Raw genomic sequence first — 26,242 nt, 5'->3', positions numbered from 1 at the left:
GTGAATGAATGATCGACGGGGGCGAGGCAATCCGCAAACTGGCGCTCAATATCGCCCGCTATTCCGGTCTCGCGCCGCTGGCCAAGCCGTTTATCGGCGGCCTTGGCGCCATCCTGATGCTGCATCGGGTTACCGCGACGCCGGAAAAGCCGAACGGCGTCAACCGCCACTTGAACATCGCGCCCGGGTTCCTCGACACCGTGATCGCCGACATGAAGGCGAACGGCTACAGTTTCGTCACGCTTGACGAGGCGATCGAGCGCATCAAGGCTGGCGACAAGGACGGCCAGTTTGCGACAATCACCGCCGACGACGCCTATCGAGACAACATGACCGAGGCGCTGCCGGTGCTGGAGAAACACGGCGCGCCGATCACCATCTACGTCGCGCCGGGGCTGATCGACGGCGCTGCCGATTTGTGGTGGGACGTGGTCGAGGACATCGTCAATGCGCGCGATCGCCTGACGCTGACGACGCCCGCTGGCCCGGTGACAATCGACTGCTCGAGTCCGGGAAAAAAGGTCCAGGCCAATGCGCGCCTGCACGCTCATCTGACGCTGAAGGTGCGCGAGCAGGACCAGCGTGCGGTGTTGCGCGATCTGGCGCGCTCGAACGGCATCGAATTGGGTGGTCCGCGCCCGAGCACGCTGATGAACTGGGACGAGATCCGCACCATGGCCGGGCACCCGCTGGTGACGATCGGCGCACATAGCGTCAATCACTGCAATCTGAAGCGGCTTCCCGAGAGCGATGCGCGACATGAGATCGGCGACGTCAAGCGCATATTGCAGGCCAAACTCGGCGAGGAACCGCGCCATTTCGCCTATCCCTACGGTTATGCCAGTGCCGTCGGCCGCCGCGAAGTAGGCCTAGCCCGCGATGCCGGCTACGCCTCGGCGGTGACGACCCGCCACGGCATACTCCGCGCCGAGCATGCCGGCTTCCTGCACGCCCTGCCGCGCATTTCGGTCAATGGCCGCTATCAGAGCGTCGCCCACATCCGAACAATGTTGTCGGGCGTGACGACGCCGCTGGCCAATGCCGGCAAGACGGTGGTGACGATCTAACTGTTGCCTCGCCCCTTCGGCCGCGGCTCCAGGATCAGCCATTTGATGATGCCCATCGCCGGCAGCACCCACAAAAGCCCGCTGAGCAGGAAGAAGATGAAGTGCGCCAGCGGCCCGGACTGCGACAATTGGGCGACCGCCACGATCGAGGCGACCAGCGCATAGACAATGACCAGCACTACCAGCAGGAAGCTTCCGATCAGCTTTTTCAGGCGAATGGGCATGGCGCGATCTCGTTGATCGCTATCGCTTAGGCCGAACAGCCAATACGCGCAACCCGCCAGAAACGGCGCGACGGCGTGCCGCGCTGTCCGGTCTTGCAAGCCGGGTTGCGATGGTTCACCAATCCGCGACTTCAACTGCCGGGACAAATCCATGGCTGCTGCCATATCCGATGCCGCGCCTTTCGCCGCCCGCGATCGCGACCTTCGCAACCGCGCGCTGGTACGCGGTTGGCTCTATGTCGTGCTCCTGGTGCTGTTTGCGCTGGTACTGGTCGGCGGCGCTACAAGGCTCACCAATTCCGGCCTGTCGATCACCGAATGGCAGCCGATACACGGCGTCATCCCGCCGCTCAATGATGCCGAGTGGCAGGAGGAGTTCCTGCGCTACCAGCAGACCCCGCAATATGCCGAACTCAACAACGGCATGAGCATCGAGGCGTTCAAATCGATCTTCTGGTGGGAATGGGTGCACCGCATCCTGGCGCGTAGTGTCGGCGTGGTCTTCGCCCTGCCGCTGCTGTTCTTCTGGGCGACGCGCCGCATCGAGCGGGGCCTCGGCACGAAGTTGTCGGGCATCCTCCTTCTCGGCGCTCTGCAGGGCGCAATAGGCTGGTGGATGGTGGCGTCCGGGTTGGTTGAACGGGTTTCGGTCAGCCAATATCGGCTGGCGACGCATCTGACGCTGGCGGCGCTGATCTTCACGGCGACCATGGTGGTCGCGCGTGGGCTGGCGCCGCACTCGGAACCTGCCGCCGACCGCTCGACGCAACGTCTGGCCGGCTTCCTGGTGCTGCTGGCGCTGGTCCAGATCTATCTCGGCGGGCTGGTCGCAGGGCTAGACGCCGGCTTGAGCTACAACACCTGGCCGCTGATGGACGGCAAGCTGGTCCCCGGCGACCTGCTGCTGCTCGAGCCGGCATGGCGCAATTTCTTCGAAAACCCGAAGACGGTGCAATTCGTCCACCGGCTCGGCGCCTACACGATCTTCGCGGTCGCGCTCTGGCATATGATCGCGACACGCCGGCGTCTGCCCGGCACGACGCATGCCCGACGCGCGACGCTGCTGTTCCTGATTGTCGTGGTGCAGGCGTCGATCGGCATCGGCACCCTGTTGATGCAGGTGCCGCTGCACATGGCCCTGACGCATCAGGCATTCGCGCTGGTTCTGCTGGGCTTCGCCGCTGCGCATTGGCGCGGTACCAAGGGCGCTTACCCGCTGCCCCACGAGATCGCTCTCAGAGGCTGAGCCGCACCCGCCAGATTGCTGCGGCAATCGCCAGCTCGCGGTTTTCGTCGACCGCATTGCGATCTTCATGGTGCCATGCAGCCGACAGGCAGCCATAGGCAACGGCGTGGTCCAGTACGGCAGGCCCCGTCTGGCCGAGCGTGGCGCCAAAGACTTGCGCCATATGGGCGATCCGCCTCGGATCGAGGCAAAGATCATCTCGGTCGAGTGGGTTGTAGAACATGTTGGCGGCGTCGAAACCCAGGTCGCCGAGGACGCCCTTCGGATCGATCGCCAGCCAGCCGCGTGGACCGTGCATGATGTTGTCGTGATGCAGGTCGCCATGCAGCGGCCGTACGTCGTGCGGATTGGACAACAGCCGTTCCGCGATTTCGGCAGCTTCGACATACAGGCTCTTTTCGCCGGCGGCGCGATCGGCCTTCGCCTTTTTGAACAGGCTGGAAAACCGTCTCCGCAACGGCTGAAGGTCCGGCGGGGCGGCGTGCTTCGACGGCGAGACCAGTCTTGCCATCACCTCGGCCGCGATGGCGGTGGCGGCATTGTCGTCCTGATCCGCAATGATCTGTGACAGCGAGATTTCGCCGGCGTATTCGAGCAGCATGCGGTGGCCGTCGCGGCCGAGCAGCCGCACCGCGCCTTCGCCGCGTCGCCAGGTGAGGAAATGCTCGCCACGCAACTCGTCCTCCACATCGTCGAAAGGCTTTAGATCCTTGACGATTGCCGGTGAGCCGTCCTCGCGAACAACTTTCCAGATGCGGCTACCGAACGTTTCGGCAATGAGCTCCGGCGCGCCGACCTTCCAGCGCTTTGGAAATCTCGGCGCATCCATTCAAAGGCCGAGCATCAGATCCATGTTCTGCACAGCGGCGCCCGAGGCGCCCTTGCCGAGATTGTCGTAGACGGCAATCAGCAGCGCCTGCGCCCTGTTATCATTGGCAAAGACATAAAGCTTCATCCGGTTGGTGCCGTTGTAGATCTCCGGATCGATGTCGGGCATGCGTTCCTGATGCAGATACGGCGCCACCTCGACCACGCCGCCATCGATGGAAGCGAAATGATCGGCGATTGCCGCATGAAGCTCGGCGCCGGTCGGCACATGGTCGAGGCCGCCGAGTTGCAGCGGCACCACGGTGATCATGCCTTGCGCGAAATTGCCGACTGCCGGCTGCATGATCGGATCGTGCGAAAGCTTGGCATAGGTCCTTAGCTCAGGCACGTGCTTGTGCTGCAGCGTCAGCCCGTAGGGCAGGAATTCCGGCGCATCTTCGCCCTTGGCGACATAATCCTCGATCATCGGCCGGCCGCCGCCGGAATAGCCGGAAATGCCGTTGACGGTGACCGGAAAATTGGCCGGCAACAGCCCCGCCGCAACCAGCGGCCGCAGCGTCGCGATCGGTCCTTGCGGCCAGCAGCCCGGATTGGCGACGCGCTTCGCCGAAGCGATCTTCTTCGCCTGTTCCTTTTCCATTTCGGCGAAACCATATTCCCAGCCCTCGGCGACGCGATGCGCCGTCGAGGCGTCGATCACCTTGGTGGTGTCATTGGCGATCAGCGAAACGCTTTCCTTAGCGGCCGCGTCCGGTAGGCAGAGGATCGCAACATCGGCGGCATTGAGGAACTCGGCGCGCGCTGCCGTTTCCTTGCGGCGTTCGGCCGGGATGGAGATGATTTCCAGGTCGCCGCGCTCGGCAAGCAGCGCCCTTATCTGCAAACCGGTGGTGCCGTGCTCGCCGTCGATGAAGATTTTCGGTTTCATTGCCTGCCAAAATTCCTGTTATCTCAAAGCTATATGCCGCTTGCCTGATTCAATCCGGCAACGCTGTGGTTGCTCTGGTTCATGTCCTCGAGCCGGGCCTTTCGTTCCGCCAGCAGCCCGAGATAGTGCATGGCCACCATCGAGCCGGCAATTGCCGTTATATCGGCGTGATCATAGGCTGGCGCAACCTCGACGACGTCGGCGCCGACGATATCGACCTGGTTGATCTGGCGCAGCACCGACAGGATCTTTGCCGAAGACGGGCCTCCCGCGACCGGCGTTCCCGTGCCGGGCGCAAAAGCCGGATCCAGACAATCGATGTCGAAAGTGACGTAGGTCTTCTTGCCGCCCGTACGGTCGACGATGGCATAGGCGATGTCGGACGCCCGCATTTCCTCCACTTCATGGCCATATAGGATCTTGATGCCGAATGTGTCGGGCGCATGGGTTCGGATGCCGATCTGGATCGAGCGGTCGGGATCGATGATGCCTTCCTTGACCGCACGGCCGACGAAGGAGCCGTGATCGATGCGCTTGCCGTCGTCGGGCCAGGTGTCCTGATGTGCGTCGAACTGCACCAGGGCCAGCGGGCCGTGGATGGCGGCATGCGCCTTGAGCAGCGGCCAGGTGACGAAATGATCGCCGCCGAGTGAAAGCAGAAAGGCGCCGGATTTCAAGATCTTCGCCGCTTCGCGCTCGATCGTGGCAGGCGTCTTCTGGTGATTGCCGCTGTCGAGCAGGCAGTCGCCAAAGTCGATCACAGCAAGCTGTTCGAACAGGTCGCGCGAAAACGGATATTGCGGATCGTTGTCGAGGATGGCCGAGGCGCGGCGAATCGCCTGCGGTCCGAAACGAGCGCCCGGCCGATTGGTGACCGCCGCATCGAAGGGAATGCCCCACACCACTACATCGGCGCCCTTCACGTCCTTCGAATATTTGCGCCGCATGAACGACAGCGCGCCGGCATAGGTCGGCTCAAACGACGCGCCCGTCCTGGAGCGGGTGGTGAAGGCGTGATCGATGGTCCTTGGCGGCATGAAGCGATCTCCTGTGCGTCGACGCGCAACCTTATTGGACATAATTCTCAGAATTGCGACCCCTGCGGAGGATCACGGCCATTCGATCCGGTCACAAATCCTTGCTCGCCAGGCGAACCCCGCATGGCCGGCCCGGAGATTGCCTGGTAAATAACCGAAAGTAGCCGCCAACGGCTGCTTCGGCCGGCATTGATCTGATTTTCCTGCGTTTGCGAAGCCGGCTTCGTTCACCTGCCTGTCACGGGCATCGCTTAACCGGGGTGCGATCCCGGTACGGAGCGATTCTCGTGCGAACGACTTGTCTCATGCGAACGATTTGGCTGAGCCTTCTGCTTTCCGCGGCGCTGGTGGTCTCCCTTGGCCAGGCATTGGCGGGTGAAACGCGCGCCAGGCAGATTCTCGACCGTTTCGAGCACGCCAACCAATGGCGCGACCATGTGATGGTGGCCGCGCACCGCGCCGGCGGCATGCAGGCCGGCAAGACGCTCTATCCCGAAAACTCGATCGCCGCCGTCGAGGCGTCGATCGCAATGGGCGCCGAAATCGTCGAGGTCGACATCAGGCGCTCGAAGGACGGAGAATTCGTCGTCATGCATGACAGCTGGCTTGACCGCACCACGACCTGCAAGGGCGAGGTGGTCAACCGCACATTGGCCGAACTCAAGACCTGCCGATTGGTGATCGAAGGCACCGGCGCCGTTACGGGCGAGACGGTCTCGACGTTGCGCGAGATGCTGGTGGCGACCAGGGACAGGATTCTCGTCAACCTCGACAACAAGCTCGACACCGGAAGCCTCGCCGGCATGGTCGCCGTCGCCCGCGATCTCGGCATGGCCGAACAGGTGATCGTCAAAGAGAACCTGTGGAATGCGGAGAGGATCGCCAGGGTCAAGGCTGCCATGGCCGAGATCGGCAGCGGCTTCCAGTTCATGCCGATCATCGCCGATGACGCGGTTCGCGACGCCATGTTTGCCGAGGAACTGAGCCGGGCCTTCCCGATGCGCGCAGTCGAGATGATCAACTGGCGCATGGGATCAGAGACGCTGACGGAGACCGGCGGCCCGCTGTTCAGCCCGCGCATGCGCGCGCTGGCGGTAAGGGGCGACTGGCACATCTGGGCCGACACCTATGCCATCGTCAACAAGCCGGGCGGCTTCCTCGCCGGCGGTCGCGGCGACGAGCTGGCGGTCGCGGCCAGCCTGCCGCGCGAGACCTACGGCTTCTGGGTCGAGCGCGGCGCCACCATCATCCAGACCGACGAACCGAAGGCGGCCATCGGTTGGCTGGCGGCGAACGGTTTTCGCGTGCCCTACGCCGGTGAGAAGCGCCCGGCCGAGCCGGCGAATACGGCCAGCATTAACTAACGCCGGGCACGAACCAGAGCGATTGCCGCGCTACGCGTGAGCGGGGACAGTTCCGGCGATACTGTCCAATTCCTCGATCGCATCTTCGGGCAACGCGAGATCGCCCGCGGCGAGGTTCTCCCTGAGATGCGCGACGGAAGACGTGCCTGGGATCAGAAGAATGTTGGGCGCGCGGCGAAGCAGCCAGGCGAGCGCGACCTGCATGGGCGTGGCGCCGAGGCGTGCGGCGACCTTGGACAAGGTCGACGACTGCAACGGATTGAAGCCGCCAAGCGGGAAGAACGGCACATAGGCGATGCCGTCGCGGGCGAGATCGTCAATCAAGGCATCGTCGCCCCGATGCGCCAGATTGTACTGATTCTGCACGCAGACGATCTTGCAAATCCTGCGGCCTTCGGCGATCTGCGCAGCGGTGACGTTGCTCAGCCCGATGTGGCGCACGAGGCCCTGTCGCTGAAGCTCGGCGAGCGTCGCAAGCGGCGCCTCGATCGACCCTCCGGCGGGGCCATGCGCGTCGAACATGATCCGAAGGTTGACCGCCTCCAGCACGTCGAGCCCGAGATTGTGCAGATTGTCGTGCACCGCCTGGGTGAGTTCTTGGGCCGAGAAGGCCGGCAGCCACGATCCGCCCTGGCCGCGCCTGGCGCCGATCTTGGTGACTATAACGAGGTCGTCAGGATAGGGTGCGAGCGCTTCGCGGATCAACAGGTTAGTCACGTGCGGGCCATAGAAGTCACTGGTGTCGATGTGATTGACGCCTTGTGCAACGGCTTCGCGCAGCACGGCCAATGCCGTGTCGTGGTCCTTTGGTGGCCCGAAGACGCCGGGCCCTGCGAGTTGCATGGCGCCGTAGCCGAGCCGTCTGACTTTGCGGTCGCCGAGGATGAATGTGCCGGACTGGTCGATACTGGACATGGTCTTTCTCCTTCAGGGATGGCGCACAGATAGACGCTGTCCGATCCAATGATAATTGGGTACAATCCGCACAGGCTGTGCGGAATGACGAACAATGAAGATCGATCTCGGGGATCTGAACGCTTTCGTGGCCGTAGCGCGCGCCAAGGGTTTTCGCGATGGCGCCCGCGCCAGCGGCGGCAGCGCGTCGGGGTTGAGCGAGGCCGTGCGGCGTCTGGAGACGCAGCTCGGTGTCAGGCTGCTCAACAGGACGACCCGCAGCGTCGTCCTGACGGAGGCCGGCGAAGGCCTGCTGGCGCGGCTCGGTCCAGCCTTGACCGAGGTGGAGTCGGCTCTCGACGTGGTGAACGGCTTTCGCGACAGGCCGGCGGGCTTGTTGCGCCTCAACGTGCCGGTCAGCGCGGCGCGGCTGGTCCTGCCCAGCATCGTCCCGCGGTTCCTTGCCGCCTATCCCGGCATCCGGCTGGAGGTGATCGCTGAGGAAAGCTTCGTCGATGTGCTGGCGGCCGGCTGCGACGCCGGCATCCGCTACGACGAGCGGCTGGAGCAGGACATGATCGCCGTGCCGATCGGACCGCGCGTGCAGCGCTTCGCCACCGCCGCCAGCCCTGCCTACCTGGATCGTCATGGCCGGCCGCAACACCCGAGCGACCTGCTCGGCCACGCCTGCCTGCGCGGCCGCTTTGCCAGCCGTGCGATGCCGCCGTGGGAATTCGAGCGCGACGGCGAGGTGGTGCGGGTCGACCCGACGGGGCCGCTTCTCGTGACCCTGGGCGGGGCGACGGACCTCAAAGTCGATGCAGCCATCGCTGGCACCGGCATCATCAGCCTGTTCGAAGATTGGCTACGCCCTCATTTCGAGAGCGGGGCGCTCGAGCCGCTGCTTGAACCCTGGTGGCAGAGCTTCTCCGGGCCGTTCCTTTATTATCCCGGCCGGCGCCTCGTGCCGGCGCCGCTCCGGGCGTTTATCGACTTCATCAAGGCCTGAAGTCTGCCACGATGCGAGCGAGCCGCGCCTGCCGCCGGTGATTGGTTGCCGCCATTCATGAAAAGGCCGCCCGGAGGCGGCCTTTCGATAGCGTGTAATTGCGCAGCGCTTAGCGCTTGGAGAACTGGAAGCTCCGGCGGGCCTTCGCCTTGCCGTACTTCTTGCGCTCGACGACGCGGCTGTCGCGGGTCAGGAAGCCGCCCTTCTTGAGTACGGCGCGCAGCGCCGGCTCGTAATAGGTCAGCGCCTTGGAGATGCCGTGGCGCACGGCACCGGCCTGGCCGGAAAGGCCGCCGCCGATGACGGTGGCAACGATGTCGTACTGGCCGGCGCGGTTGGCCGCGATGATCGGCTGGTTGAGGATCATCTGCAGGACCGGACGCGCGAAATATTCGGCGAACACCTTGTCGTTGACGACGATCTTGCCGGAGCCGGGCTTCACCCAGACGCGCGCGATGGCGTTCTTGCGCTTGCCGGTGGCATAGGCGCGGCCCGATTTGTCGAGCTTCTGGACATGGACGGGTGCCGCCGGCTGGGTGTTGGTGTTACCGGTGGCAGTTCCGAGTTCTGCGAGCGAGGAAAGCTCAGCCATCTTACGAAACCTTCTTGTTCTTGGCGTTCAGCTTGGCCACGTCGAGGACAACGGGCTGCTGGGCGACATGCGGATGTTCCGTGCCTGCATAGACGCGGAGATTCTTCATCTGGCGTCGGCCGAGCGGGCCGCGCGGGATCATGCGTTCGACGGCCTTTTCGACGACACGCTCGGGAAAGCGGCCCTCGAGCAGCTGGCGCGCGGTGCGCTCCTTGACGCCGCCGGGGTGGCCGGTGTGCCAGTAATAGACCTTGTCGGTGAACTTCTTGCCGGTGAACACCACCTTGTCGGCATTGATGACGATAACGTTGTCGCCGTCGTCGACGTGCGGGGTGAAGGTGGGCTTGTGCTTGCCGCGAAGATGATTGGCGATGACAGTGGCGAGACGGCCGACGACGAGACCCTCGGCGTCGATCAGCACCCACTTCTTCACCACATCCGCAGGCTTCTGCGAAAAGGTTGCCATGGATTGTTGCTTTCGGTTCGGACCTTCAAAAGAAGGCGTTTCTTGTTGCTTGGATTGGCAAAAGGCACTTGCCGTCGCCAATAACAAAACGGCGGCCTTTGCGGGCCGCTGCTTCGTCACGGTTTATAGGGGAGGGTGGTTATCGCGTCAAGGCGCATGAAATGATTGCTGGAAGATAAACTTAAATGAAAACAAGGATTTGAGTTAAAGGTATGATTTTACCACATCGCGATTTTGGCCCTGTGTCAGGTGAGTTCAGTGCTTTGCCTCGATTTCCTTGCGAGCTGCGCTGGAGAGGAATGCCGATCGCGTTATGCCTCGGTCGCGCGCTGCGGCGTCGATCGCCCGCAAGACGCCGCGCTCGAAAGTTACATTCGCCCTTACGACGGCGCTGTCATTGTCGATGAGTGGTACCGAGACCAGATAGCCTCCTTCAGCAAGTGCTTTGCGTATATCCGCAAGCGCAACGATCGCCTCATGGCTGGACGGTTCGGGAACAGGCATGTCCTCCGCCCACAGTTGCAACGCTTCGACTGCATTCGGAACGATGTCTTCCGCCTCGTCCGCGGCTGAAAAGCAGCCGGGAATGTCGGGAAAGCGAATGCCGAACGCGCTGTTGGGATCTTTATCGACCAACGCGAAATAGTTCTTCATCTCAGCCTCCAAGACGCTCCAGGTACCTATATCCAGCCCGCTTGTTTGGAGATGGCGCGAGCTGTACCGGTTGGTAGATCCTTCTCCGGATGCGGAACGATCAACACGATCTCGCCCTTTCGAAACTTGTGATGCGAGCCGCGTACGGAAACCAGCTCGAAACCATCATCCTCGAGACGCTTCACGATTTTGCGGCTGTCACGCTCAAACAAAAATCCCTGTGCGCACATATATACACATCAACAAAAAATTCAATAGAAAGCATCAGGCCGGTACCCGCCTTGGTGGGATCGAATAGGTGCCCGTTGCGTGCGCTACCGTGTGTCTCTCAGGCCCGGCGACGATGTCGATGTCGAACACCATCAGGCTCTTGCCCAGCTTCAGGATGCGGCAATGGCCGTCGATCGGCCCGGCCTCGGCCTTGCGGACGAAATTGATGTTGAGGCTGGTGGTGACCGAAAGCGCATCCGGTCCGGCATGCGATAGCACGCAGACATAGCCGCCTATGTCGGCCAGCGTGAACAGCGCCGAACCCGACACGGTGCCGCCGGGGCGCAAATGGCGCTCGTCGGCATTGAGTCGCACGATACAGCCGCCTGGAAACACCTCCAACGCCTCATAGAAGGTGAACTGGTCGTTGAGCTGCGGGAAAACGGTTGCCATCAGCGTGTTGATTTCGGCAGCCGCCAGCATCGGCTGGAGATTGCTTTGGGCAGGCATTTCAGTCTCCCGGTTTGCGCCCTGCTTGTATGAACGCGACGTGGCGTTTCTGGCAACGGCCATTCATTAGGGCAGAAGCGGACGAGGGAGTTGGACGAAGCGAGACGGCATACTAGATTAGTTCATCACCGATCCGGAATCGCAGAGGAACGATCATGGCCGAAATCGTCGCCATCAAGCCTGCCGTTGCCGAAGGGCCGGTCGTCTCCAGGCTGGACAACGGCGTGCTGCGCCTGACGCTCGCCAATCCGCCGGCCAACGCTCTTTCGCTTGCAATGATGGCGGCGCTGACGGCGGAACTCGACCGCGCCAAGGCCGACAAATCCGTCCGCGTCATCGTGCTTGGGGCGACCGGCAAAGTGTTCTGCGCCGGGCACGACCTCAAGGAGTTGAGCGCGCACCGCGCCGATGCCGATCGCGGCAGGGCCTTCTTCGAAAAGACGTTTTCCGCCTGCGCTTCCCTGATGCAGGCGATCGTTCGCCATCCTAAGGCGGTGATCGCCGAAGTCGATGGCCTGGCGACAGCGGCCGGATTGCAGCTGGTCGCCAGCTGCGACCTCGCCATCGCCTCGCACGAGGCGACCTTCTGCACGCCTGGCGTCAATATCGGCCTGTTCTGCTCGACGCCGATGGTCGCGCTGTCGCGCAACGTCTCGCGCAAGTACGCCATGGAGATGCTTTTGACCGGCGAGACGATCGATGCGGTAACCGCCAAGGAATTCGGCTTGGTCAACCGCGTCGTGCCGCGCGAATATCTGAATCAAATCGTCACCAAATACGCGCAAACCATTGCCTCCAAATCGTCCTTGGTCGTCAAGATCGGCAAGGAAGCGTTTTATGAGCAGGCCGAGATGGGGCTGGCCGAGGCCTATGACTACACCGGGCGCGTCATGGTCGAGAACATGCTGGCGCGCGATGCGGAAGAGGGCATCGGCGCCTTCATCGGCAAGCGCAAGCCGGAATGGCCGGAGGAATAGGAGGCGGGTATGGAACCGCGCGTCTCCATCATCACCATCGCCACGGACGATCTCGACCGCGCCGTGCACTTCTACGAGGCGATGGGCCTGAAGCGCCATGCCGGGATCACCGAGGGCGTTGCCTTCTTCCAGATGGGCGGCGCCATTCTCGGCCTGTTCCCGCGGCAAAGCGCCGAAGAGGATTCGGGCGTTACCTTCTCCAAGGCGCCGTCGGCCGTCTATCTCGCCTACAACACCCGCTCCGACGCCGAGGTCGATGCAGTGCTGGCGATGGCCGAGAAAGCCGGCGGCCGTATCGTCAAGCCGGCTGGCCGCGCCTTCTGGGGCGGCTGGTATGGATATTTCGCCGATGCCGACGGGCATGTCTGGGAAGTCGCGCACAATCCGGCCTTTCCGATTGCGGAAGACGGAACGATCTCGCTGCCCGGCTGACGAGGTTCCCCTCTGGCCCATTGCAAGCCACTTGCTCGGCTGTTGGCACCTCACTCCGAAGCGCTGTATGACAAGGCATGAACCACGACGCCTACGACAACGCCTATATCGCCGGCATCCTCAATTCGGTGAAGACCATCGCCATGGTCGGCGCGTCGGCCAATGACGTGCGGCCGAGCTACTTTGTGCTGAAATATCTGCTCGGCAAGGGGTTTTCGGTGTTCCCGATCAATCCCGGCCAGGCCGGCAAGGAAATCCTCGGGCGGATGACCTATGCCAGGCTGGCCGATGTTCCAGAGCCAATCGACATGGTCGACGTCTTTCGCGGCTCCGTGGCAGTGCCGGGCATCGTCGAGGAGGTCTTGCGGCTCGATCCGCTGCCGAACGTCATCTGGATGCAGCTTGGTGTGCGCAATGACGAGGCCGCCGCGCGTGCCGAGGCCGCCGGCGTCAAGGTGGTGATGAACCGTTGCCCGAAGATCGAATACGGCAAGCTGTCCGGCGAGATCGGCTGGACCGGCGTCAATTCCGGCGTCTTGTCGTCGAAAAAGCCGCTGATGCGCCCGGGATTCCAGAGTTTCGGCGTTCGCCAGAAATAATCTTCCAGTTCTGCTGTATTTTTCCGCCAGCCCCGCCCGCCGTTGTCACGGGGAAGGGCATTTTCTTCTTTGCATTCGGAGCCGGGCTCCGCCAAGAATGCGGCGCGCTTTTCAGAAGGTTCAAAGGGAGGTTTTTCGATGGCCCGCACGCCCGGTTTCAACACGCTCGCCGTCCATGCCGGCGCCAAGCCGGATCCGGCGACCGGCGCGCGAGCGACGCCGATTTACCAGACGACCTCCTTCGTCTTCGACGATGCCGACCATGCCGCCTCGCTGTTCGGGCTGAAGGCGTTCGGCAACATCTATACCCGCATCATGAACCCGACCCAGGCGGTGCTGGAAGAGCGCATCGCGGCACTCGAAGGCGGCACGGCAGGCCTTGCGGTCGCCTCCGGCCATGCCGCGCAGGTGCTGGTCTTCCACAATCTGATGCAGCCCGGCGACAATTTCGTTTCAGCGACAAAGCTTTACGGCGGCTCGATCAACCAGTTCGGTCATGCCTTCAAGAATTTCGGCTGGCAGGTGCGCTGGGCCGACACCAATGACATCTCGAGCTTCGAGAGCCAGATCGACGACAGGACCAAGGCAATCTTCATCGAAAGCCTGGCCAATCCGGGCGGCGTCTTCGTCGACATCGAGAAGATCGGCGACGTTGCACGCAAGCACGGCCTGCCGCTGATCGTCGACAACACGCTGGCCTCGCCCTATCTGCTGCGGCCGATCGAACATGGCGCCGACATCGTCGTGCATTCGCTGACCAAGTTCATCGGCGGTCACGGCAATTCCATCGGCGGCGCCATCGTCGACGGCGGCACCTTCGACTGGTCGAAGTCGGGCAAATATCCGATGCTGTCGGAGCCGCGCCCCGAATATGGCGGCCTCGTCCTGCACGAGACCTTCGGCAATTTCGCCTTCGCCATCGCTGCCCGCGTGCTTGGCCTGCGCGATATCGGCGCGGCGCTTTCGCCGTTCAATGCATTCCTTATCCTGACTGGCCTGGAGACGTTGCCGCTCAGGATGCAGCGCCACTGCGACAATGCGGCGGCGGTCGCCGGATGGCTCTCCAAGCACCCCAAGGTCGCCTGGGTGTCCTATCCCGGCCTGCCCGGCGACAAGAACAATGCGCTGCAGAAGAAGTACTCGCCGCTTGGCGCCGGCGCGGTGTTCACCTTCGGGTTGAAGGGCGGCTATGCGGCGGGCATCAAATTCGTCGAAGCGCTCGAATTGTTCTCGCACCTGGCCAATGTCGGCGACACCAAGTCGCTGGTCATCCACCCGGCATCGACCACGCATCGCCAGCTTTCCGACGAGCAGAAGATCAACGCGGGGGCAGGGCCGGACACAGTCAGGCTTTCGGTCGGTATCGAGGACGTCAACGACATCGTCGCCGATCTGGAACAGGCTCTCGCCAAGGTTTGATCGCCATGACTCCGCCGAAATTTCTTTCCGTCGGCGTCGACACCGTCGAACCGGAACTTGGCGCGCCGGCGCCGGATCGCCTGATTTCGGGCGATCCGAAATTCCGCACCTGGAATGTCGAGGAACAGGACGGCGGCCTTTATGCCGGCGTCTGGGAAGCGACGCCAGGCAAATGGCGCATCGAATATGATGAGTGGGAGTTCTCCCACATCCTGTCAGGGGTTTCGGTGATCGCCGAAGACGGCGGCGATGCGCGCACTGTCAGGGCAGGCGACAGCTTCGTGCTGAGGCCGGGCTTTAAGGGCAGCTGGGAAGTGTTTGAAACGACTCGCAAGGAGTATGTGATCAAGCTTTGATCACCCCTGCGGCTGAGCCTGCCGGACGAATGCTCAAAAGCGCACGGCGAGCGTTTCCAGCCCATGGAAATGATAGGTGTCGCGCAAGCGCGGCTGTTCGGCAAGATGCAGCTGCGGTAGCCGGTCGAACAGGGTTTTCAGCGACACCTGCAATTCGAGCCGGGCGAGCGGCGCGCCGATGCAGAAATGAATGCCGGCGCCGAACGATACGTTCTTCTGGTCGGCGCGGCCCGGCCTGAAGGCGAAGGGCTCGGCAAAGGCCGCCGGGTCGTGATTGGCCATGCCGAGCAGCAGACCGATCGTCTCGCCCGGCTGGACGACGATACCAGGCCCGGCCTCGACCTTCTGATAGGCGTAGCGCGTGAACATGTGCAGCGGCGCGTCGAAGCGCAGGCACTCTTCGACCGTCGCGGCTGTTGCTTCCGACGAGGTGAAGAAGCGGCGTGGATCGCCGCCTTGTGCGAGGATCGACCGCACCGCATTGCCGGTCTGGTGGACAGTTGCCTCATGGCCGGCATTGAGCAAAAGGATGGCCGAGGATACCAGCTCGTCCTCCGACAGTTTCTGGCCGTCCTCCTGCGCCGCAATCAGCAGCGACAGAAGATCGTCGCCCGGCCTCTTTCGCCGCTCGGCGACGTAGCCGCGCAAAAAATGCGAAAAGTCCCGCGCCGCGCGATTGGCCGTCTCTTCGGTCTCGCGGGTGCGGCCGTGCATGTACATGGCGACCATCCGATGCGACCAGTCGAGCAGCTGCGGCCCCATGTCGACCGGCACGCCGAGCATCTCGGCAATGATGGTGATCGGCAAGGGAGCGGCGAGCGCCGGCAGCAGGTCGACTTCTCCTGGTTCGAAGCGGTCGATCAGTTCGTTGGCCAGCGCCTCGACGCGCGGCCTGAGCCGCTCGATCTGGCGCGAGACGAAGGCGCGGTTGACCAGCGTTCTGAGCCGTGTGTGGACAGGCGGCTCCAGCTCCAGCATCGAATTGGCCTCGACGCCGTCGAATGCGCTGAGATGCGTACGGTCCTGGCCGATGCCTCGGCTGTCCGGAATGCCGGCCGGGTTCTGGCGGCCGAAGCGGCGATCGCGCAGCAGACGGTTGACATCGTCGAAGCCGCCAAAGCACCAGAAGCCAAATTCTTCCCAGAAGAAGGCGTTCGATGCGCCATGCAGGAAGGTGTAGGCCTCGTATGGATTGTGGAAGAAAGCCGGCTCGTGCGGATCGAGCCGCAGGCTGCGCGTGGCTGGATCAAAGGCAAGGTAGGGCGGCTTCAATTCGGTCATGCCAGATCATTAGCGCGGCTTGCCAGTCTGGTGCCAGACCGTATGTTGGCCCTGCCGTGAGGTGAGCCGCCGAAGCGGTTGCGGAAGGACAGTTTTCATGAATGTGATCGTGGTCGGTGCAGGCATTGCCGGACTTTCGACGGCGTGGTCGCTGGTCAAGGCTGGTCACCTCGTCTCGATCGTCGAGCAGGGATCGATTCCCAATCCGCTCGCCGCCTCCGGCGACCACCATCGCATTATTCGCCGCGCCTACCGGGCCGGAACGGGCTACGGCCGGCTGATCACCGAAGCCTATGAGGCCTGGGACGAGATGTGGGCCGATCTCGGTGAAAGCCATCTCGATCCGCGCGGCTTCATCTGTATTTCGCGCGAGCCGGGAGATGAGGCGGAGGAATACCGCGAGGGCATGGAAGCGGGAAATTATCCGTTCGAATTGGTCGAGCCGGACGCCGCGGTCGAACGCTGGCCGTTCCTAGAACCTGGTTCATTCCGCTATGCATATTTTTCGCCGGACGGCGGCGCGCTGCACTGCCGCAAGATCGCTTCGGGCCTCGCCAGGTGGCTGCGCGCGAACGGCGCCAATGTCTACGAAAACAGCAAGGTCGCCGAGATCGACGCCGACGCCGGACAGGTCGTGCTTGCGAGCGGCGAAACGATGCAGGCCGACCGGATCGTCGTCGCTGCCGGCGCCTGGGTCCTGAAACTGTTCCCGGAACTGGACGGCGAACTGAAAACCTGGCGCACCGCGCTCGCCTATGTCGAACCGCCGGTTGATCTGAAGGCAGCCTGGCAGGCAGCGCCGGTCGTCCTCAACGTCGGCGGCACCATCGACGGCTACGCAATTCCGCCGACAGGTGGCGCCGGCATGAAATTCGGCTCGGGCCTGCACAGGGTGCCGACCAGCGATGCCGACTGGAACCGCCAGCCGGTGCCGGGCGAGGGTGAGGCGATCCGCAACCTGTTTTCGCCGCCGATTGCCCGGATCGAGGAGTACAGGGTCACCGAAGTGGTCACCTGCGCCTACACCTTCACCGTCGACGAGAGATTCCTGGCCCACCGGAAAGGCAAATGCCTGGTCGTCTCGGCCTGCTCCGGCCACGGCTACAAGTTCGGCGCGGCTGTTGGCAGAAGGGTTGCGGCCTGCGTCGGCAATGACGATGTCGACGGCCTGAAGAAATGGCTCAGGGCCGAGGCGCCCTGAGCGCCTAGTATCGGCAATGCCTCGGAATATGCACTCGCCGCCAGCTCGACGAACCCTCCCTGACCACCAAGCGGCGAGCCACTGTCTGATACGACGCCGGAATGTCGATGATGCGCCGCTGCTCCGGCCGCACCAGAACCTCTTCGGCGACGCTCTCGTATTCGGCGGGGAGGACAACGCGCCGCCGGCGTTCCGGCTCAACCACGACGATTTCGGCCACGCGTTCATAGCGCGCCTTGTGCCTGACCTTGCACAGCACCTTGCGGCCATTGATGATGCGCCATTCCCAGGAATAGCCGCCGTCAGCAACCTTCACGGAGCGGTAGATGATGCGGGTGATGGCGGGCACGATCTCGTAGCTGACGTGCGCCGGCGCGATCTGCACCAAGCGCTCGCGCGTCCCGTAGATTGGCGCTTCGTATTCCACCTGCTGGCCGGCTGGGCTGACGAGCACGTCCTCATAGACTGTGTCGTAGACGGCCGGCCTGTTGACCTGCTCGTAGCATTCGATCACGCGTCCGCCGGCAGCCGTTTCGGACGCCATGCCGAGAACGGTGATGCCGGTAAGGGCCAAGGAAGCAGCTTTCCTGATCATCGCACTCCCCTGTTTGAACTGCATGAAGCGAGTTCAACGTTGAATTGTAGGGTAAGCCGTGGCTGGAAAAAGCGGTTTCACCACTTTTCGTTAAGCGATGCGGTTAAGAAAACGCTAAACGCCGGCCAGGCATGAGCGACCTTCCGACGGCAGGAGAGGGCTGCCGGCACGGCGACGGGCAAAACTTGCTTTGGAAACCTTGATTCGACTTAACCGGATGGCTAGGAGAGGCGGCCTTGCGCTAGGGTGAGCCGGCATCCTATTTACACAATAACGATCCAGAACCGATTCTGCCCGATTGCAAATCTCCGGCGCCGGAATCCCATCCTCAAAAAGGGATAGTCCATGAAGAACCCCGTCGAAACCTACATGAACCTCGTTCCGATGGTGGTCGAACAGACCAATCGCGGCGAGCGGGCCTACGACATTTTCTCGCGGCTCCTCAAGGAGCGCATCATTTTCATCACCGGCCCGGTCGAGGACGGCATGGCGACGCTGGTCTGCGCGCAACTGCTGTTCCTCGAAGCGGAGAATCCGAAGAAAGAAATCAACCTCTATATCAACTCGCCCGGCGGCGTCGTCACCTCCGGCATGGCGATCTACGATACCATGCAGTTCATCAAGCCCGCCGTGTCGACGCTCTGCATCGGCCAGGCCGCATCGATGGGTTCGCTGCTCCTGACTGCCGGCCACAAGGACATGCGCTTTGCTACACCGAATGCCCGCATCATGGTCCACCAGCCTTCCGGCGGCTTCCAGGGCCAGGCCTCCGACATCGAGCGCCATGCCCAGGATATCATCAAGCTGAAGCGCCGCCTCAACGAGGTTTACGTCAAGCACACCGGCAAGAGCTACGATGAGATTGAAAGAACGCTCGACCGTGACCATTTCATGACTGCCGACGAGGCCAGGGATTTCGGCCTCATCGACAAGGTCATTTCGTCACGTGAGCCGGTCGAAGGTATTGCCTTATAGTCCCGCGGTGGCCACGCGGTGGCAATGAGTGGCGGGATTACGCGCTTTTGGCGCAGCTTGCGGCATTTCGGCCACAATTGGCTGTTCCCTCGACGGGTGCAATTGCCTACGTTAAGGCTATGTTGATTTTCGACGGCTTAGCTTTGCGTGGGGTTGTTCGAATCATTGCCCCGTTTTCCGATTTGTGTTTCGTACGGAATGCGTTGCGGGAGCCGGGGCACTGGCGGCAGCGGATTCCCGCGATAGATTGAATATGCGCCCTTTCAACCAGACCATCGGCGGGCGGCCATGAAAGGACAGGAAAATGAGCAAGGTCGGCAACAACAGCGGTGATTCCAAGAACACGCTTTATTGCTCGTTTTGCGGCAAAAGCCAGCACGAAGTGCGCAAGCTGATCGCCGGGCCGACGGTGTTCATCTGCGACGAATGCGTCGAACTGTGCATGGACATCATCCGCGAAGAGAACAAGACCTCGATGGTGAAGTCGCGCGAGGGCGTGCCGACACCGCAGGAAATCCTCAAGGTTCTCGACGACTACGTCATCGGCCAGCCCTACGCCAAGCGCGTGCTGTCGGTGGCCGTCCACAACCACTACAAGCGCCTCGCCCATGCCGGCAAGAACAACGATGTCGAACTGGCGAAGTCGAACATCCTGCTGATCGGCCCGACCGGCTGCGGCAAGACGCTGCTGGCGCAGACGCTGGCCCGCATCATCGACGTCCCCTTCACCATGGCCGACGCGACGACGCTGACCGAAGCCGGTTATGTCGGCGAGGACGTCGAGAACATCATCCTGAAGCTGTTGCAGTCGGCCGACTACAATGTCGAGCGCGCCCAGCGCGGCATCGTCTATATCGACGAGATCGACAAAATCTCGCGCAAGTCGGACAACCCGTCGATCACCCGTGACGTATCGGGCGAGGGCGTGCAGCAGGCACTTTTGAAGATCATGGAGGGCACTGTCGCGTCCGTGCCGCCGCAGGGCGGTAGGAAGCATCCGCAGCAGGAATTTCTGCAGGTCGACACCGCCAACATCCTATTTATCTGCGGCGGCGCTTTCGCCGGGCTGGACAAGATCATCTCGGATCGCGGCAGGAAGACCTCGATCGGTTTCGGCGCTATCGTCGCTTCGCCCGAGGATCGCCGCACCGGCGATGTTTTCCGCCTGGTCGAGCCTGAGGACCTCTTGAAGTTTGGCCTCATTCCCGAGTTCGTCGGCCGTCTGCCTGTCTTGGCGACGCTGGAGGATCTCGACGAGCCGGCACTGATCCAAATCCTGACCGAGCCGAAGAACGCGCTGGTCAAGCAGTATCAGCGGCTGTTCGAGATGGAAAATGTCGACCTGACCTTCCACGAGAACGCGCTCTCGGCGATCGCCAAGCGCGCCATCGAGCGCAAGACCGGCGCACGCGGCCTGCGTTCGATCATGGAAGCGATCTTGCTCGACACCATGTTCGAGCTGCCGGCACTGGAAGGCGTGCGCGAAGTGGTTATTTCGGAAGAGGTGGTGTCAGGCAACGCCAGGCCGCTCTACATCTATTCCGAGCAGAAGGAGAAGAAGGGCAACGTCAGCGCCTGACGTGAGCCGGCAATGGATTTTTCTGAAACGGCGCCGCGGGGCGCCGTTTTGCTGTCGCATACCGCGCATGGCGCCGCGTGCTGGGTGCGGATTGGAGGTACGGACCGTGTTGACCCTTGATCTTTACCCTCAGTGCCTCCAACTAATGGCAGAAGGCCGTGGTGCCGAATTCTGTGCTGTAAAACTCCCGTCACAAACGGTGGTAGGCGGAACGATCCTCGGTCGTTAATATGAGATTCGCGGTTGGCCGATTGGCGGCCGCGACATGAAAGGTTGGACAATGGCCAAATTATCCAAGGCTCCCAGCGACGGCGTCTTCGCAGTCCTCCCACTGCGCGACATCGTGGTGTTCCCGCACATGATCGTTCCGCTCTTTGTCGGGCGTGAAAAGTCGATCAAGGCGCTGGAAGAAGTGATGGGTCAGGAAAGGCAGATCCTGCTCGCGACCCAGATGAATGCCGCCGACGACGATCCGGAGCCCGATGCCATCTTTGACATCGGCACGCTCGCCAATGTGCTGCAATTGCTGAAACTGCCGGACGGCACCGTGAAGGTGCTGGTCGAAGGTGCCTCGCGTGCGAAAATCGTCGCGTTCACCGACCGTCCCGACTTCCATGAAGCCCGTGCTGCGGCGCTGGTCGAACCGGATGAGGAAGAGGTCGAGGTCGAGGCGCTGGCGCGTTCCGTGGTCACCGACTTCGAGAACTACGTCAAGCTGAACAAGAAGATCTCGCCCGAAGTGGTGGGTGCCGCCAGCCAGATCGACGACTATTCCAAGCTCGCCGACACGGTCGCTTCGCATCTTGCCATCAAGATCCCCGAGAAGCAGGAGATGCTTGCCACGCTGTCCGTCAAGGAACGGCTGGAAAAGGCGATGGGCTTCATGGAAGCCGAAATCTCGGTGCTGCAGGTCGAGAAGCGCATCCGCTCGCGCGTCAAGCGCCAGATGGAGAAGACACAGCGCGAATACTACCTCAACGAGCAGATGAAGGCGATCCAGAAGGAGCTCGGCGAGGGCGAGGACGGCCGCGACGAGGCCGCCGAGATCGAGGCGCGTATCAAGAAGACCAAGCTTTCCAAGGAGGCCCGCGAAAAGGCGGAAGCCGAACTGAAGAAGCTGCGGACGATGTCGCCGATGTCGGCTGAATCGACCGTGGTGCGCAACTATCTCGACTGGCTGCTGTCGATCCCATGGGGCAGGAACTCCAAGGTCAAGCAGGATCTGGCCTTTGCCCAGAACGTGCTCGATACGGATCATTTCGGCCTCGACAAGGTCAAGGACCGCATCGTCGAATACCTCGCCGTGCAGAGCCGCCAGAAGAAGCTGAAGGGGCCGATCCTGTGCCTCGTCGGACCTCCCGGTGTCGGCAAGACCTCGCTCGGCAAGTCGATCGCCAAGGCGACCGGTCGCGAGTTCATCCGCATGGCGCTGGGCGGCGTGCGCGACGAGGCCGAGATCCGCGGTCACCGGCGCACCTACATCGGCTCGATGCCCGGCAAGGTCATCCAGTCGATGAAGAAGGCGAAGAAATCCAATCCGCTCTTCCTGCTCGACGAGATCGACAAGATGGGCCAGGATTTCCGCGGCGATCCGTCATCGGCTTTGCTCGAGGTGCTCGATCCCGAGCAGAACTCGACGTTCATGGACCATTACCTCGAGGTCGAATACGACCTGTCGAGCGTGATGTTCGTGACGACGGCGAACACGCTGAACATCCCTGCGCCCTTGATGGACCGCATGGAGATCATCCGTATCGCCGGTTACACCGAGGACGAGAAGATCGAAATCGCCAAGCGTCACCTGATGCCCAAGGTGATCCGCGACCACGCATTGCAGCCGAAGGAGTTCTCCGTCGGCGAGGACGCGATCCGCGGCATCATCCAGACCTACACCCGTGAAGCGGGCGTCAGGAGCCTGGAGCGCGAGCTGATGAAGCTCGGGCGCAAGGCGGTGACCGAGATCCTGAAGACGAAGAAGAAGACGATCAACATCACGGCGGACAATCTTGCCGATTACCTTGGTGTTCCGCGCTTCCGCTTCGGCCAGGTCGAGAGCGACGATCAGGTCGGCGTGGTCACCGGGCTCGCCTGGACGGAAGTCGGCGGCGAGCTGTTGACGGTGGAAGGCGTCATGATGCCCGGCAAGGGGCGCATGACCGTGACCGGCAATCTGCGCGATGTGATGAAGGAATCGATCTCGGCGGCGGCCTCTTACGTCCGCTCGCGGGCCATCGATTTCGGCGTCGAGCCGCCGCTGTTCGATAAGCGCGATATCCACGTCCACGTGCCGGAGGGCGCAACCCCGAAGGACGGACCGTCGGCTGGCGTGGCGATGGCGACGGCAATCGTTTCGGTGCTGACCGGTATCCCGGTCAGGGCCGATGTGGCGATGACCGGCGAGATCACGCTGCGCGGAAGGGTGCTGCCGATCGGCGGCCTTAAGGAAAAGCTGCTTGCCGCACTGCGCGGCGGCATCAAGAAGGTGCTGATCCCGGAAGAGAACGCCAAGGATCTGGCGGAGATTCCGGAAAACGTGAAGAGCGGCATGGAAATCATTCCGGTCTCACGCGTCGGTGAAGTGTTGCGCCATGCGCTGGTGCGCATGCCGGAACCGATCCAGTGGGTCGAACCCGTTAATGCGCCGGCCGTGGTCGATGTCGCAGACGAAGCTGGTAAATCGCTGGCGCATTAGCGCTTGCTAAAGTTGCAATGCACAAAGAGAGAGCCGGGCCTTGAGCCCGGCTTTTTCATGTGAAGAACCGCAGATTTCCGGGCTTTTTTCAACTTTCTTGGCGCTTTTCGACTTGGTTGCCGGGGCGCTTCTTTCTAAAGTCCGTTTCCTGCCGGATGAGTCGAGTGTTCCGGTTTTCTCATGGAAGGGAATTTTTATGAACAAGAACGAACTGGTATCCGCTGTCGCCGATGCCGCGAGTATTTCGAAGGGTGACGCGCAGTCGGCGGTTGATGCGGTGTTTTCCGTCATCACCGGCGAACTGAAAAAGGGCGGCGATGTCCGGCTTGTCGGCTTCGGAAATTTCACCGTGTCAAAACGCGCCGCGTCGACCGGCCGCAATCCGCAGACCGGTGCGGAAGTGAAGATCCCGGCGCGCACCGTGCCGAAGTTCTCGGCCGGCAAGGGCCTCAAGGACGCGGTCAACTAAGCGCCTCCTTAAGTCTTTCAGAGAAAAGAAGAACCGGCATATCCGGTTTTTCTTTTCTGTTGGAAAGGACGGCGCTACGCCGTCGGCGCGTCCGTGCGCATCAAGCCTTCTTTCTTGAGATCGGCCCACAGCGCCGATGGCAGCTTCGCGTCGAGCAGCGAGCGATTGCTTTCGACTTCGCCAGGCCACTGGCCGCCGGGGATTACCGAGACGACGGAAGGATGCAGCAGCGGGAACTGCAGCGCCGCCTCGATCAGGCGCGCGCCGTGGCGCTTGCAGACGGCCTCGATACGGGTGACGCGGTCGATGATGTCCTGCGGCGCCTTCGAATAGTTGTAGTAGGCGCCGGGCTTCGGCCCGGTTGCCAGGATGCCGGAATTGTAAGGCCCGCCGAGAACGATGCCGATGCCGCGTTGCTGGCATAGCGGCAGGAAAGACTGCAGCGCCTCCTGCTCCAGCAGCGTGTAGCGCCCGGCAAGCAGGAACAGATCGAAATCGCCGCGCTCGGCCAGCGTCTGGGCAACCTGCCACTCGTTGATGCCGCCGCCGAACGCCTTGATCACGCCCTGGTCGCGCAATGCCAGCAATCCATAGTAGCCGGAGCTCATGAATTCCTGGATGCGCTGGTCCGAGGCTTCCTTGCTGCCATGCGTGAAGACGTCGACATCGTGCACGAAGAGGATGTCGATGCGGTCGACACCGAGCCGTTCCAGCGAGGCCTCGAAGGAGCGCATGATACCGTCATAGCTATAGTCGTAGACCTCGCGGCGCGAAGGGGTGTCGAAGAATTTGCCGATGCCGGTGCGCTGATCCGGCGGACAGGCGCGCATGATGCGTCCGACTTTGCTGGACAGCACGTAGTCGTCGCGCTTCTTCGAACGCAGGAACGGATTGAGCCGCGTTTCGGCTAGGCCTAGCCCATAAAGCGGCGCGGTGTCGAAGTAGCGGCAGCCGACCCGCCATGCCGCCTCCAGCGTGGCATTGGCGTCCTCGTCGGAGACGGCGCGGTAGAGATTGCCGAGCGGCGCGGTGCCGAAGCCGAGCTCGGTGAAGGTGATGCCGCCATTGCCGATGCGGTCGAAATGCCGTGTCTTCATATACTGTTGTTCCTCATTTGCGATTTGCCGTGACACTATCACGGCTGTGGCACATCAAAAGCACTGCGTGTCGTTGGACACCGATTTTCGCGGTGATAGCATGAATGAAAACAAGCTGTTCGGGGCAGATGTGACTGACATATTCAAGTGGTTCTCCGGCAACTGCAAGCTGGTGCAGTCATGAGGGACGCCGGCGAAAACCTGTTTGGGATTGCGCTGAGCGAGCTTGGTACCGTGCTGGAACGTATCGACGAAAGCCGCATCGACGCCGCTTGCGCCATCTTGGCGGGCGCGAGAAAGATCGTCACCTATGGGTGCGGCCGCGAGGCGCTGCAGGTCAAGGGTTTTGCCATGCGGCTCTATCACCTCGGTCTGCCGGTTTCGGTTGTCGGCGATATGACCACGCCGCCCCTGGGCGCGGGCGATGTCTTCCTCGCCAGTTCCGGCCCGGGCGAGACCTCGACGGTGCTGACCTTGATGCGGGTCGCGCGCGAGGCCGGTGCCACAGTCCTGCTGCTCACCGCGCAATCCCACAGCACTGCCGCGAAGCTGGCCGACTTCACACTGCTTATCCCGGCTCAGACCATGGCCGACGACCAGGGGCCGGAAAAGACGTCCGTGCTGCCGATGGGCTCGGTCTTCGAAGGCGCGCTGTTCGTTCTCTTCGAAGTGATGGTGCTGAAGCTCCGGGACCTGACCGGCGTCTCGCCTGAAGCGATGCGCGCCCGCCACACCAATATGGAGTAGTTGTCATGCGGTACGAATTGATGCTGCCGCACCAGATCCGCAAGGCGATTGTCGAGAACCGGCCGGTCGTGTTGCCGCTCGGTGTGCTTGAATACCATGGCGAGCACATGGCCGTCGGCATGGACACGCTGGCGGTGATCAAGAGCCTGGAACTGTTCGAAAAAGAAGCCGAGATCGTCATTCTGCCGCCCTTCTATTACGGCGCGGCGAGCTATGCGGTTGCAGCACCGGAGGGCAGTGGTTCGGTGCAGGTCGGCGGCAATGTGCTGGCGCCATTTGCGGAAGAATTGTTCTACAGCCTGCTGCGTATCGGCTTCCGCAACATCCACGCCATCATTCACCACCAGACCGAAAATTTTGCTGCCGGCATGCCAACCGATCTCGCCTTCAAGGCCGCCGGCCGGCAGGCGATCTTCCGCTTCCTGGAGAAAGAACGTGGCGAAGGCTGGTGGGGCTCTGCGGCGATGGCCAACTATTATGCCGAGCACGCCGAGGGCAGCAATTTCTTCAACTGGGTGCAGGTGCATCCGCTGATGCCGGCTTCAATGCACACCCAATACCCGTTTGACCATGCCGGCATCGGCGAGACGTCGCTGATGCTGGCGTTGTGCCCGGAAGCGGTCGATGCCGACCGCTTCGCCGACAACACCGGCTGGTACACGGCAAGTGCTTCCGAAGCCTCGGCCGAATTGGGGCAAAAAGGGATCGCCATGATCCTCGATCATTTGCGGGCAACCCTTTCGGGTTAGCGCGGTTTTCCCTCTTCCCTTGTTATTCCCTTGTTGTGGAAGAAG

Annotated in this window: 29 protein-coding genes; 16 read left to right on the top strand and 13 right to left on the bottom strand. The window is 62.3% G+C overall.

Going from position 1 to position 26,242, the window contains the following annotated elements:
- Positions 1 to 8 precede the first annotated feature (8 nt).
- A complete protein-coding gene (locus NKJ84_RS11135) occupies positions 9 to 1,067 on the top strand; it encodes a polysaccharide deacetylase family protein (protein ID WP_352506484.1) in 1,059 nt (352 codons plus the stop codon).
- Here the strand turns inward: NKJ84_RS11135 and NKJ84_RS11130 are convergent.
- Entirely contained in the window at positions 1,064 to 1,291 is a 228-nt protein-coding gene (locus tag NKJ84_RS11130; protein WP_023674629.1) for a DUF2842 domain-containing protein, read from the bottom strand. The two genes, NKJ84_RS11135 and NKJ84_RS11130, sit on opposite strands and share 4 nt — an antisense overlap.
- A 151-nt stretch (positions 1,292 to 1,442) precedes the next feature.
- Between NKJ84_RS11130 and NKJ84_RS11125 the strand changes: the two genes are divergently transcribed.
- A complete protein-coding gene (locus NKJ84_RS11125; RefSeq protein ID WP_352506483.1) occupies positions 1,443 to 2,537 on the top strand; it encodes a COX15/CtaA family protein in 1,095 nt (364 codons plus the stop codon).
- Here the strand turns inward: NKJ84_RS11125 and NKJ84_RS11120 are convergent.
- The 3 genes from NKJ84_RS11120 to speB are packed head-to-tail and all read right to left on the bottom strand — an operon-like array spanning position 2,527 to position 5,330.
- Complete coding sequence (locus tag NKJ84_RS11120; protein ID WP_352506482.1) at positions 2,527 to 3,366, bottom strand: aminoglycoside phosphotransferase family protein; 840 nt, start codon at positions 3,364 to 3,366, stop codon at positions 2,527 to 2,529. The genes NKJ84_RS11125 and NKJ84_RS11120 overlap by 11 nt on opposite strands.
- Positions 3,367 to 4,293 carry an N-acetyl-gamma-glutamyl-phosphate reductase gene (gene argC, locus NKJ84_RS11115; protein WP_352506481.1) on the bottom strand — a complete coding sequence of 309 codons (927 nt, stop codon included), beginning with the start codon at positions 4,291 to 4,293 and terminating at the stop codon, positions 3,367 to 3,369.
- Between the two features lie 29 nt (positions 4,294 to 4,322).
- A complete protein-coding gene (speB, locus tag NKJ84_RS11110; protein WP_352477301.1) occupies positions 4,323 to 5,330 on the bottom strand; it encodes an agmatinase in 1,008 nt (335 codons plus the stop codon).
- A gap of 305 nt (positions 5,331 to 5,635) precedes the next feature.
- Between speB and NKJ84_RS11105 the strand changes: the two genes are divergently transcribed.
- A complete protein-coding gene (locus NKJ84_RS11105) occupies positions 5,636 to 6,694 on the top strand; it encodes a glycerophosphodiester phosphodiesterase family protein (RefSeq protein ID WP_352506480.1) in 1,059 nt (352 codons plus the stop codon).
- A gap of 30 nt (positions 6,695 to 6,724) precedes the next feature.
- On the opposite strand, the gene NKJ84_RS11100 is transcribed toward NKJ84_RS11105, so the two are convergent.
- On the bottom strand, positions 6,725 to 7,609 hold the full coding sequence (locus NKJ84_RS11100) for an aldo/keto reductase family oxidoreductase (RefSeq protein ID WP_352506479.1): 885 nt from the start codon (positions 7,607 to 7,609) through the stop codon (positions 6,725 to 6,727).
- Between the two features lie 94 nt (positions 7,610 to 7,703).
- On the opposite strand from NKJ84_RS11100, the gene NKJ84_RS11095 reads away from it, so the two are divergent.
- Positions 7,704 to 8,597 (top strand): LysR family transcriptional regulator, encoded by an 894-nt coding sequence (locus tag NKJ84_RS11095; RefSeq protein WP_254817589.1) that lies wholly within the window; start codon positions 7,704 to 7,706, stop codon positions 8,595 to 8,597.
- Between the two features lie 109 nt (positions 8,598 to 8,706).
- Here NKJ84_RS11095 and rpsI read toward each other — a convergent pair whose 3' ends face one another.
- The 5 genes from rpsI to NKJ84_RS11070 form a co-directional block, all read right to left on the bottom strand.
- Complete coding sequence (gene rpsI / locus NKJ84_RS11090) at positions 8,707 to 9,189, bottom strand: 30S ribosomal protein S9 (RefSeq protein WP_023717316.1); 483 nt, start codon at positions 9,187 to 9,189, stop codon at positions 8,707 to 8,709.
- 1 nt (position 9,190) lies between these two features.
- On the bottom strand, positions 9,191 to 9,655 hold the full coding sequence (gene rplM, locus NKJ84_RS11085) for a 50S ribosomal protein L13 (protein ID WP_023674645.1): 465 nt from the start codon (positions 9,653 to 9,655) through the stop codon (positions 9,191 to 9,193).
- A 255-nt stretch (positions 9,656 to 9,910) separates the two neighbouring features.
- A complete protein-coding gene (locus tag NKJ84_RS11080) occupies positions 9,911 to 10,309 on the bottom strand; it encodes a type II toxin-antitoxin system HicB family antitoxin (RefSeq protein WP_352506478.1) in 399 nt (132 codons plus the stop codon).
- Positions 10,310 to 10,335: 26 nt separating this feature from the next.
- Positions 10,336 to 10,539, bottom strand: coding sequence for a type II toxin-antitoxin system HicA family toxin (locus NKJ84_RS11075; protein ID WP_352506477.1), 204 nt, complete (start codon positions 10,537 to 10,539; stop codon positions 10,336 to 10,338).
- 34 nt (positions 10,540 to 10,573) lie between these two features.
- Positions 10,574 to 11,029, bottom strand: a complete 456-nt coding sequence (locus NKJ84_RS11070; protein ID WP_352506476.1) for a PaaI family thioesterase — start codon at positions 11,027 to 11,029, stop codon at positions 10,574 to 10,576.
- 155 nt (positions 11,030 to 11,184) lie between these two features.
- Between NKJ84_RS11070 and NKJ84_RS11065 the strand changes: the two genes are divergently transcribed.
- From NKJ84_RS11065 to NKJ84_RS11045, 5 genes are all read left to right on the top strand, one after another.
- Entirely contained in the window at positions 11,185 to 12,006 is an 822-nt protein-coding gene (locus NKJ84_RS11065; protein ID WP_352506475.1) for an enoyl-CoA hydratase, read from the top strand.
- Positions 12,007 to 12,015: 9 nt separating this feature from the next.
- Entirely contained in the window at positions 12,016 to 12,438 is a 423-nt protein-coding gene (locus NKJ84_RS11060) for a VOC family protein (protein ID WP_352506474.1), read from the top strand.
- A gap of 77 nt (positions 12,439 to 12,515) precedes the next feature.
- Positions 12,516 to 13,037, top strand: coding sequence for a CoA-binding protein (locus NKJ84_RS11055; RefSeq protein ID WP_352506473.1), 522 nt, complete (start codon positions 12,516 to 12,518; stop codon positions 13,035 to 13,037).
- Between the two features lie 138 nt (positions 13,038 to 13,175).
- Positions 13,176 to 14,456: an O-acetylhomoserine aminocarboxypropyltransferase gene (locus NKJ84_RS11050; RefSeq protein WP_352506472.1), complete on the top strand. Its 1,281-nt coding sequence runs from the start codon at positions 13,176 to 13,178 to the stop codon at positions 14,454 to 14,456.
- A gap of 5 nt (positions 14,457 to 14,461) precedes the next feature.
- A complete protein-coding gene (locus tag NKJ84_RS11045; protein WP_352506471.1) occupies positions 14,462 to 14,812 on the top strand; it encodes a cupin domain-containing protein in 351 nt (116 codons plus the stop codon).
- A gap of 33 nt (positions 14,813 to 14,845) precedes the next feature.
- On the opposite strand, the gene NKJ84_RS11040 is transcribed toward NKJ84_RS11045, so the two are convergent.
- Positions 14,846 to 16,093 carry a cytochrome P450 gene (locus NKJ84_RS11040; RefSeq protein ID WP_352506470.1) on the bottom strand — a complete coding sequence of 416 codons (1,248 nt, stop codon included), beginning with the start codon at positions 16,091 to 16,093 and terminating at the stop codon, positions 14,846 to 14,848.
- 97 nt (positions 16,094 to 16,190) lie between these two features.
- On the opposite strand from NKJ84_RS11040, the gene NKJ84_RS11035 reads away from it, so the two are divergent.
- Complete coding sequence (locus tag NKJ84_RS11035; RefSeq protein ID WP_352506469.1) at positions 16,191 to 17,294, top strand: NAD(P)/FAD-dependent oxidoreductase; 1,104 nt, start codon at positions 16,191 to 16,193, stop codon at positions 17,292 to 17,294.
- Between the two features lie 4 nt (positions 17,295 to 17,298).
- Here the strand turns inward: NKJ84_RS11035 and NKJ84_RS11030 are convergent, their stop codons facing one another.
- A complete protein-coding gene (locus NKJ84_RS11030) occupies positions 17,299 to 17,889 on the bottom strand; it encodes a hypothetical protein (protein WP_352506468.1) in 591 nt (196 codons plus the stop codon).
- 345 nt (positions 17,890 to 18,234) lie between these two features.
- Between NKJ84_RS11030 and NKJ84_RS11025 the strand changes: the two genes are divergently transcribed.
- The 4 genes from NKJ84_RS11025 to NKJ84_RS11010 all read left to right on the top strand — a co-directional run bounded on the left by NKJ84_RS11025 (position 18,235) and on the right by NKJ84_RS11010 (position 23,604).
- Positions 18,235 to 18,864, top strand: a complete 630-nt coding sequence (locus NKJ84_RS11025; protein WP_254817601.1) for an ATP-dependent Clp protease proteolytic subunit — start codon at positions 18,235 to 18,237, stop codon at positions 18,862 to 18,864.
- Between the two features lie 304 nt (positions 18,865 to 19,168).
- A complete protein-coding gene (gene clpX / locus NKJ84_RS11020; RefSeq protein WP_006332719.1) occupies positions 19,169 to 20,443 on the top strand; it encodes an ATP-dependent Clp protease ATP-binding subunit ClpX in 1,275 nt (424 codons plus the stop codon).
- A 280-nt stretch (positions 20,444 to 20,723) separates the two neighbouring features.
- Positions 20,724 to 23,135: an endopeptidase La gene (gene lon, locus NKJ84_RS11015; RefSeq protein ID WP_254817728.1), complete on the top strand. Its 2,412-nt coding sequence runs from the start codon at positions 20,724 to 20,726 to the stop codon at positions 23,133 to 23,135.
- A gap of 196 nt (positions 23,136 to 23,331) precedes the next feature.
- Positions 23,332 to 23,604 carry an HU family DNA-binding protein gene (locus NKJ84_RS11010; RefSeq protein ID WP_006201846.1) on the top strand — a complete coding sequence of 91 codons (273 nt, stop codon included), beginning with the start codon at positions 23,332 to 23,334 and terminating at the stop codon, positions 23,602 to 23,604.
- A 74-nt stretch (positions 23,605 to 23,678) separates the two neighbouring features.
- Here NKJ84_RS11010 and NKJ84_RS11005 read toward each other — a convergent pair whose 3' ends face one another.
- Positions 23,679 to 24,701: an aldo/keto reductase gene (locus NKJ84_RS11005; protein WP_352506467.1), complete on the bottom strand. Its 1,023-nt coding sequence runs from the start codon at positions 24,699 to 24,701 to the stop codon at positions 23,679 to 23,681.
- Between the two features lie 180 nt (positions 24,702 to 24,881).
- Between NKJ84_RS11005 and hxlB the strand changes: the two genes are divergently transcribed.
- Both hxlB and NKJ84_RS10995 read left to right on the top strand, forming a co-directional pair.
- Positions 24,882 to 25,448: a 6-phospho-3-hexuloisomerase gene (hxlB, locus tag NKJ84_RS11000; protein WP_352506466.1), complete on the top strand. Its 567-nt coding sequence runs from the start codon at positions 24,882 to 24,884 to the stop codon at positions 25,446 to 25,448.
- A gap of 5 nt (positions 25,449 to 25,453) precedes the next feature.
- The gene (locus NKJ84_RS10995; protein WP_352506465.1) at positions 25,454 to 26,197 is read left to right on the top strand and encodes a creatininase family protein; all 744 of its coding nucleotides are present in this window, start codon (positions 25,454 to 25,456) and stop codon (positions 26,195 to 26,197) included.
- The last annotated feature ends 45 nt before the right edge of the window (positions 26,198 to 26,242 follow it).

Origin of the sequence: Mesorhizobium sp. M0048 (assembly GCF_040323405.1) — a bacterium.
GTDB lineage: Bacteria > Pseudomonadota > Alphaproteobacteria > Rhizobiales > Rhizobiaceae > Mesorhizobium.
Note: the sequence above shows the minus strand (reverse complement) of the source record. Positions and strands in the feature narration are given on the sequence as shown.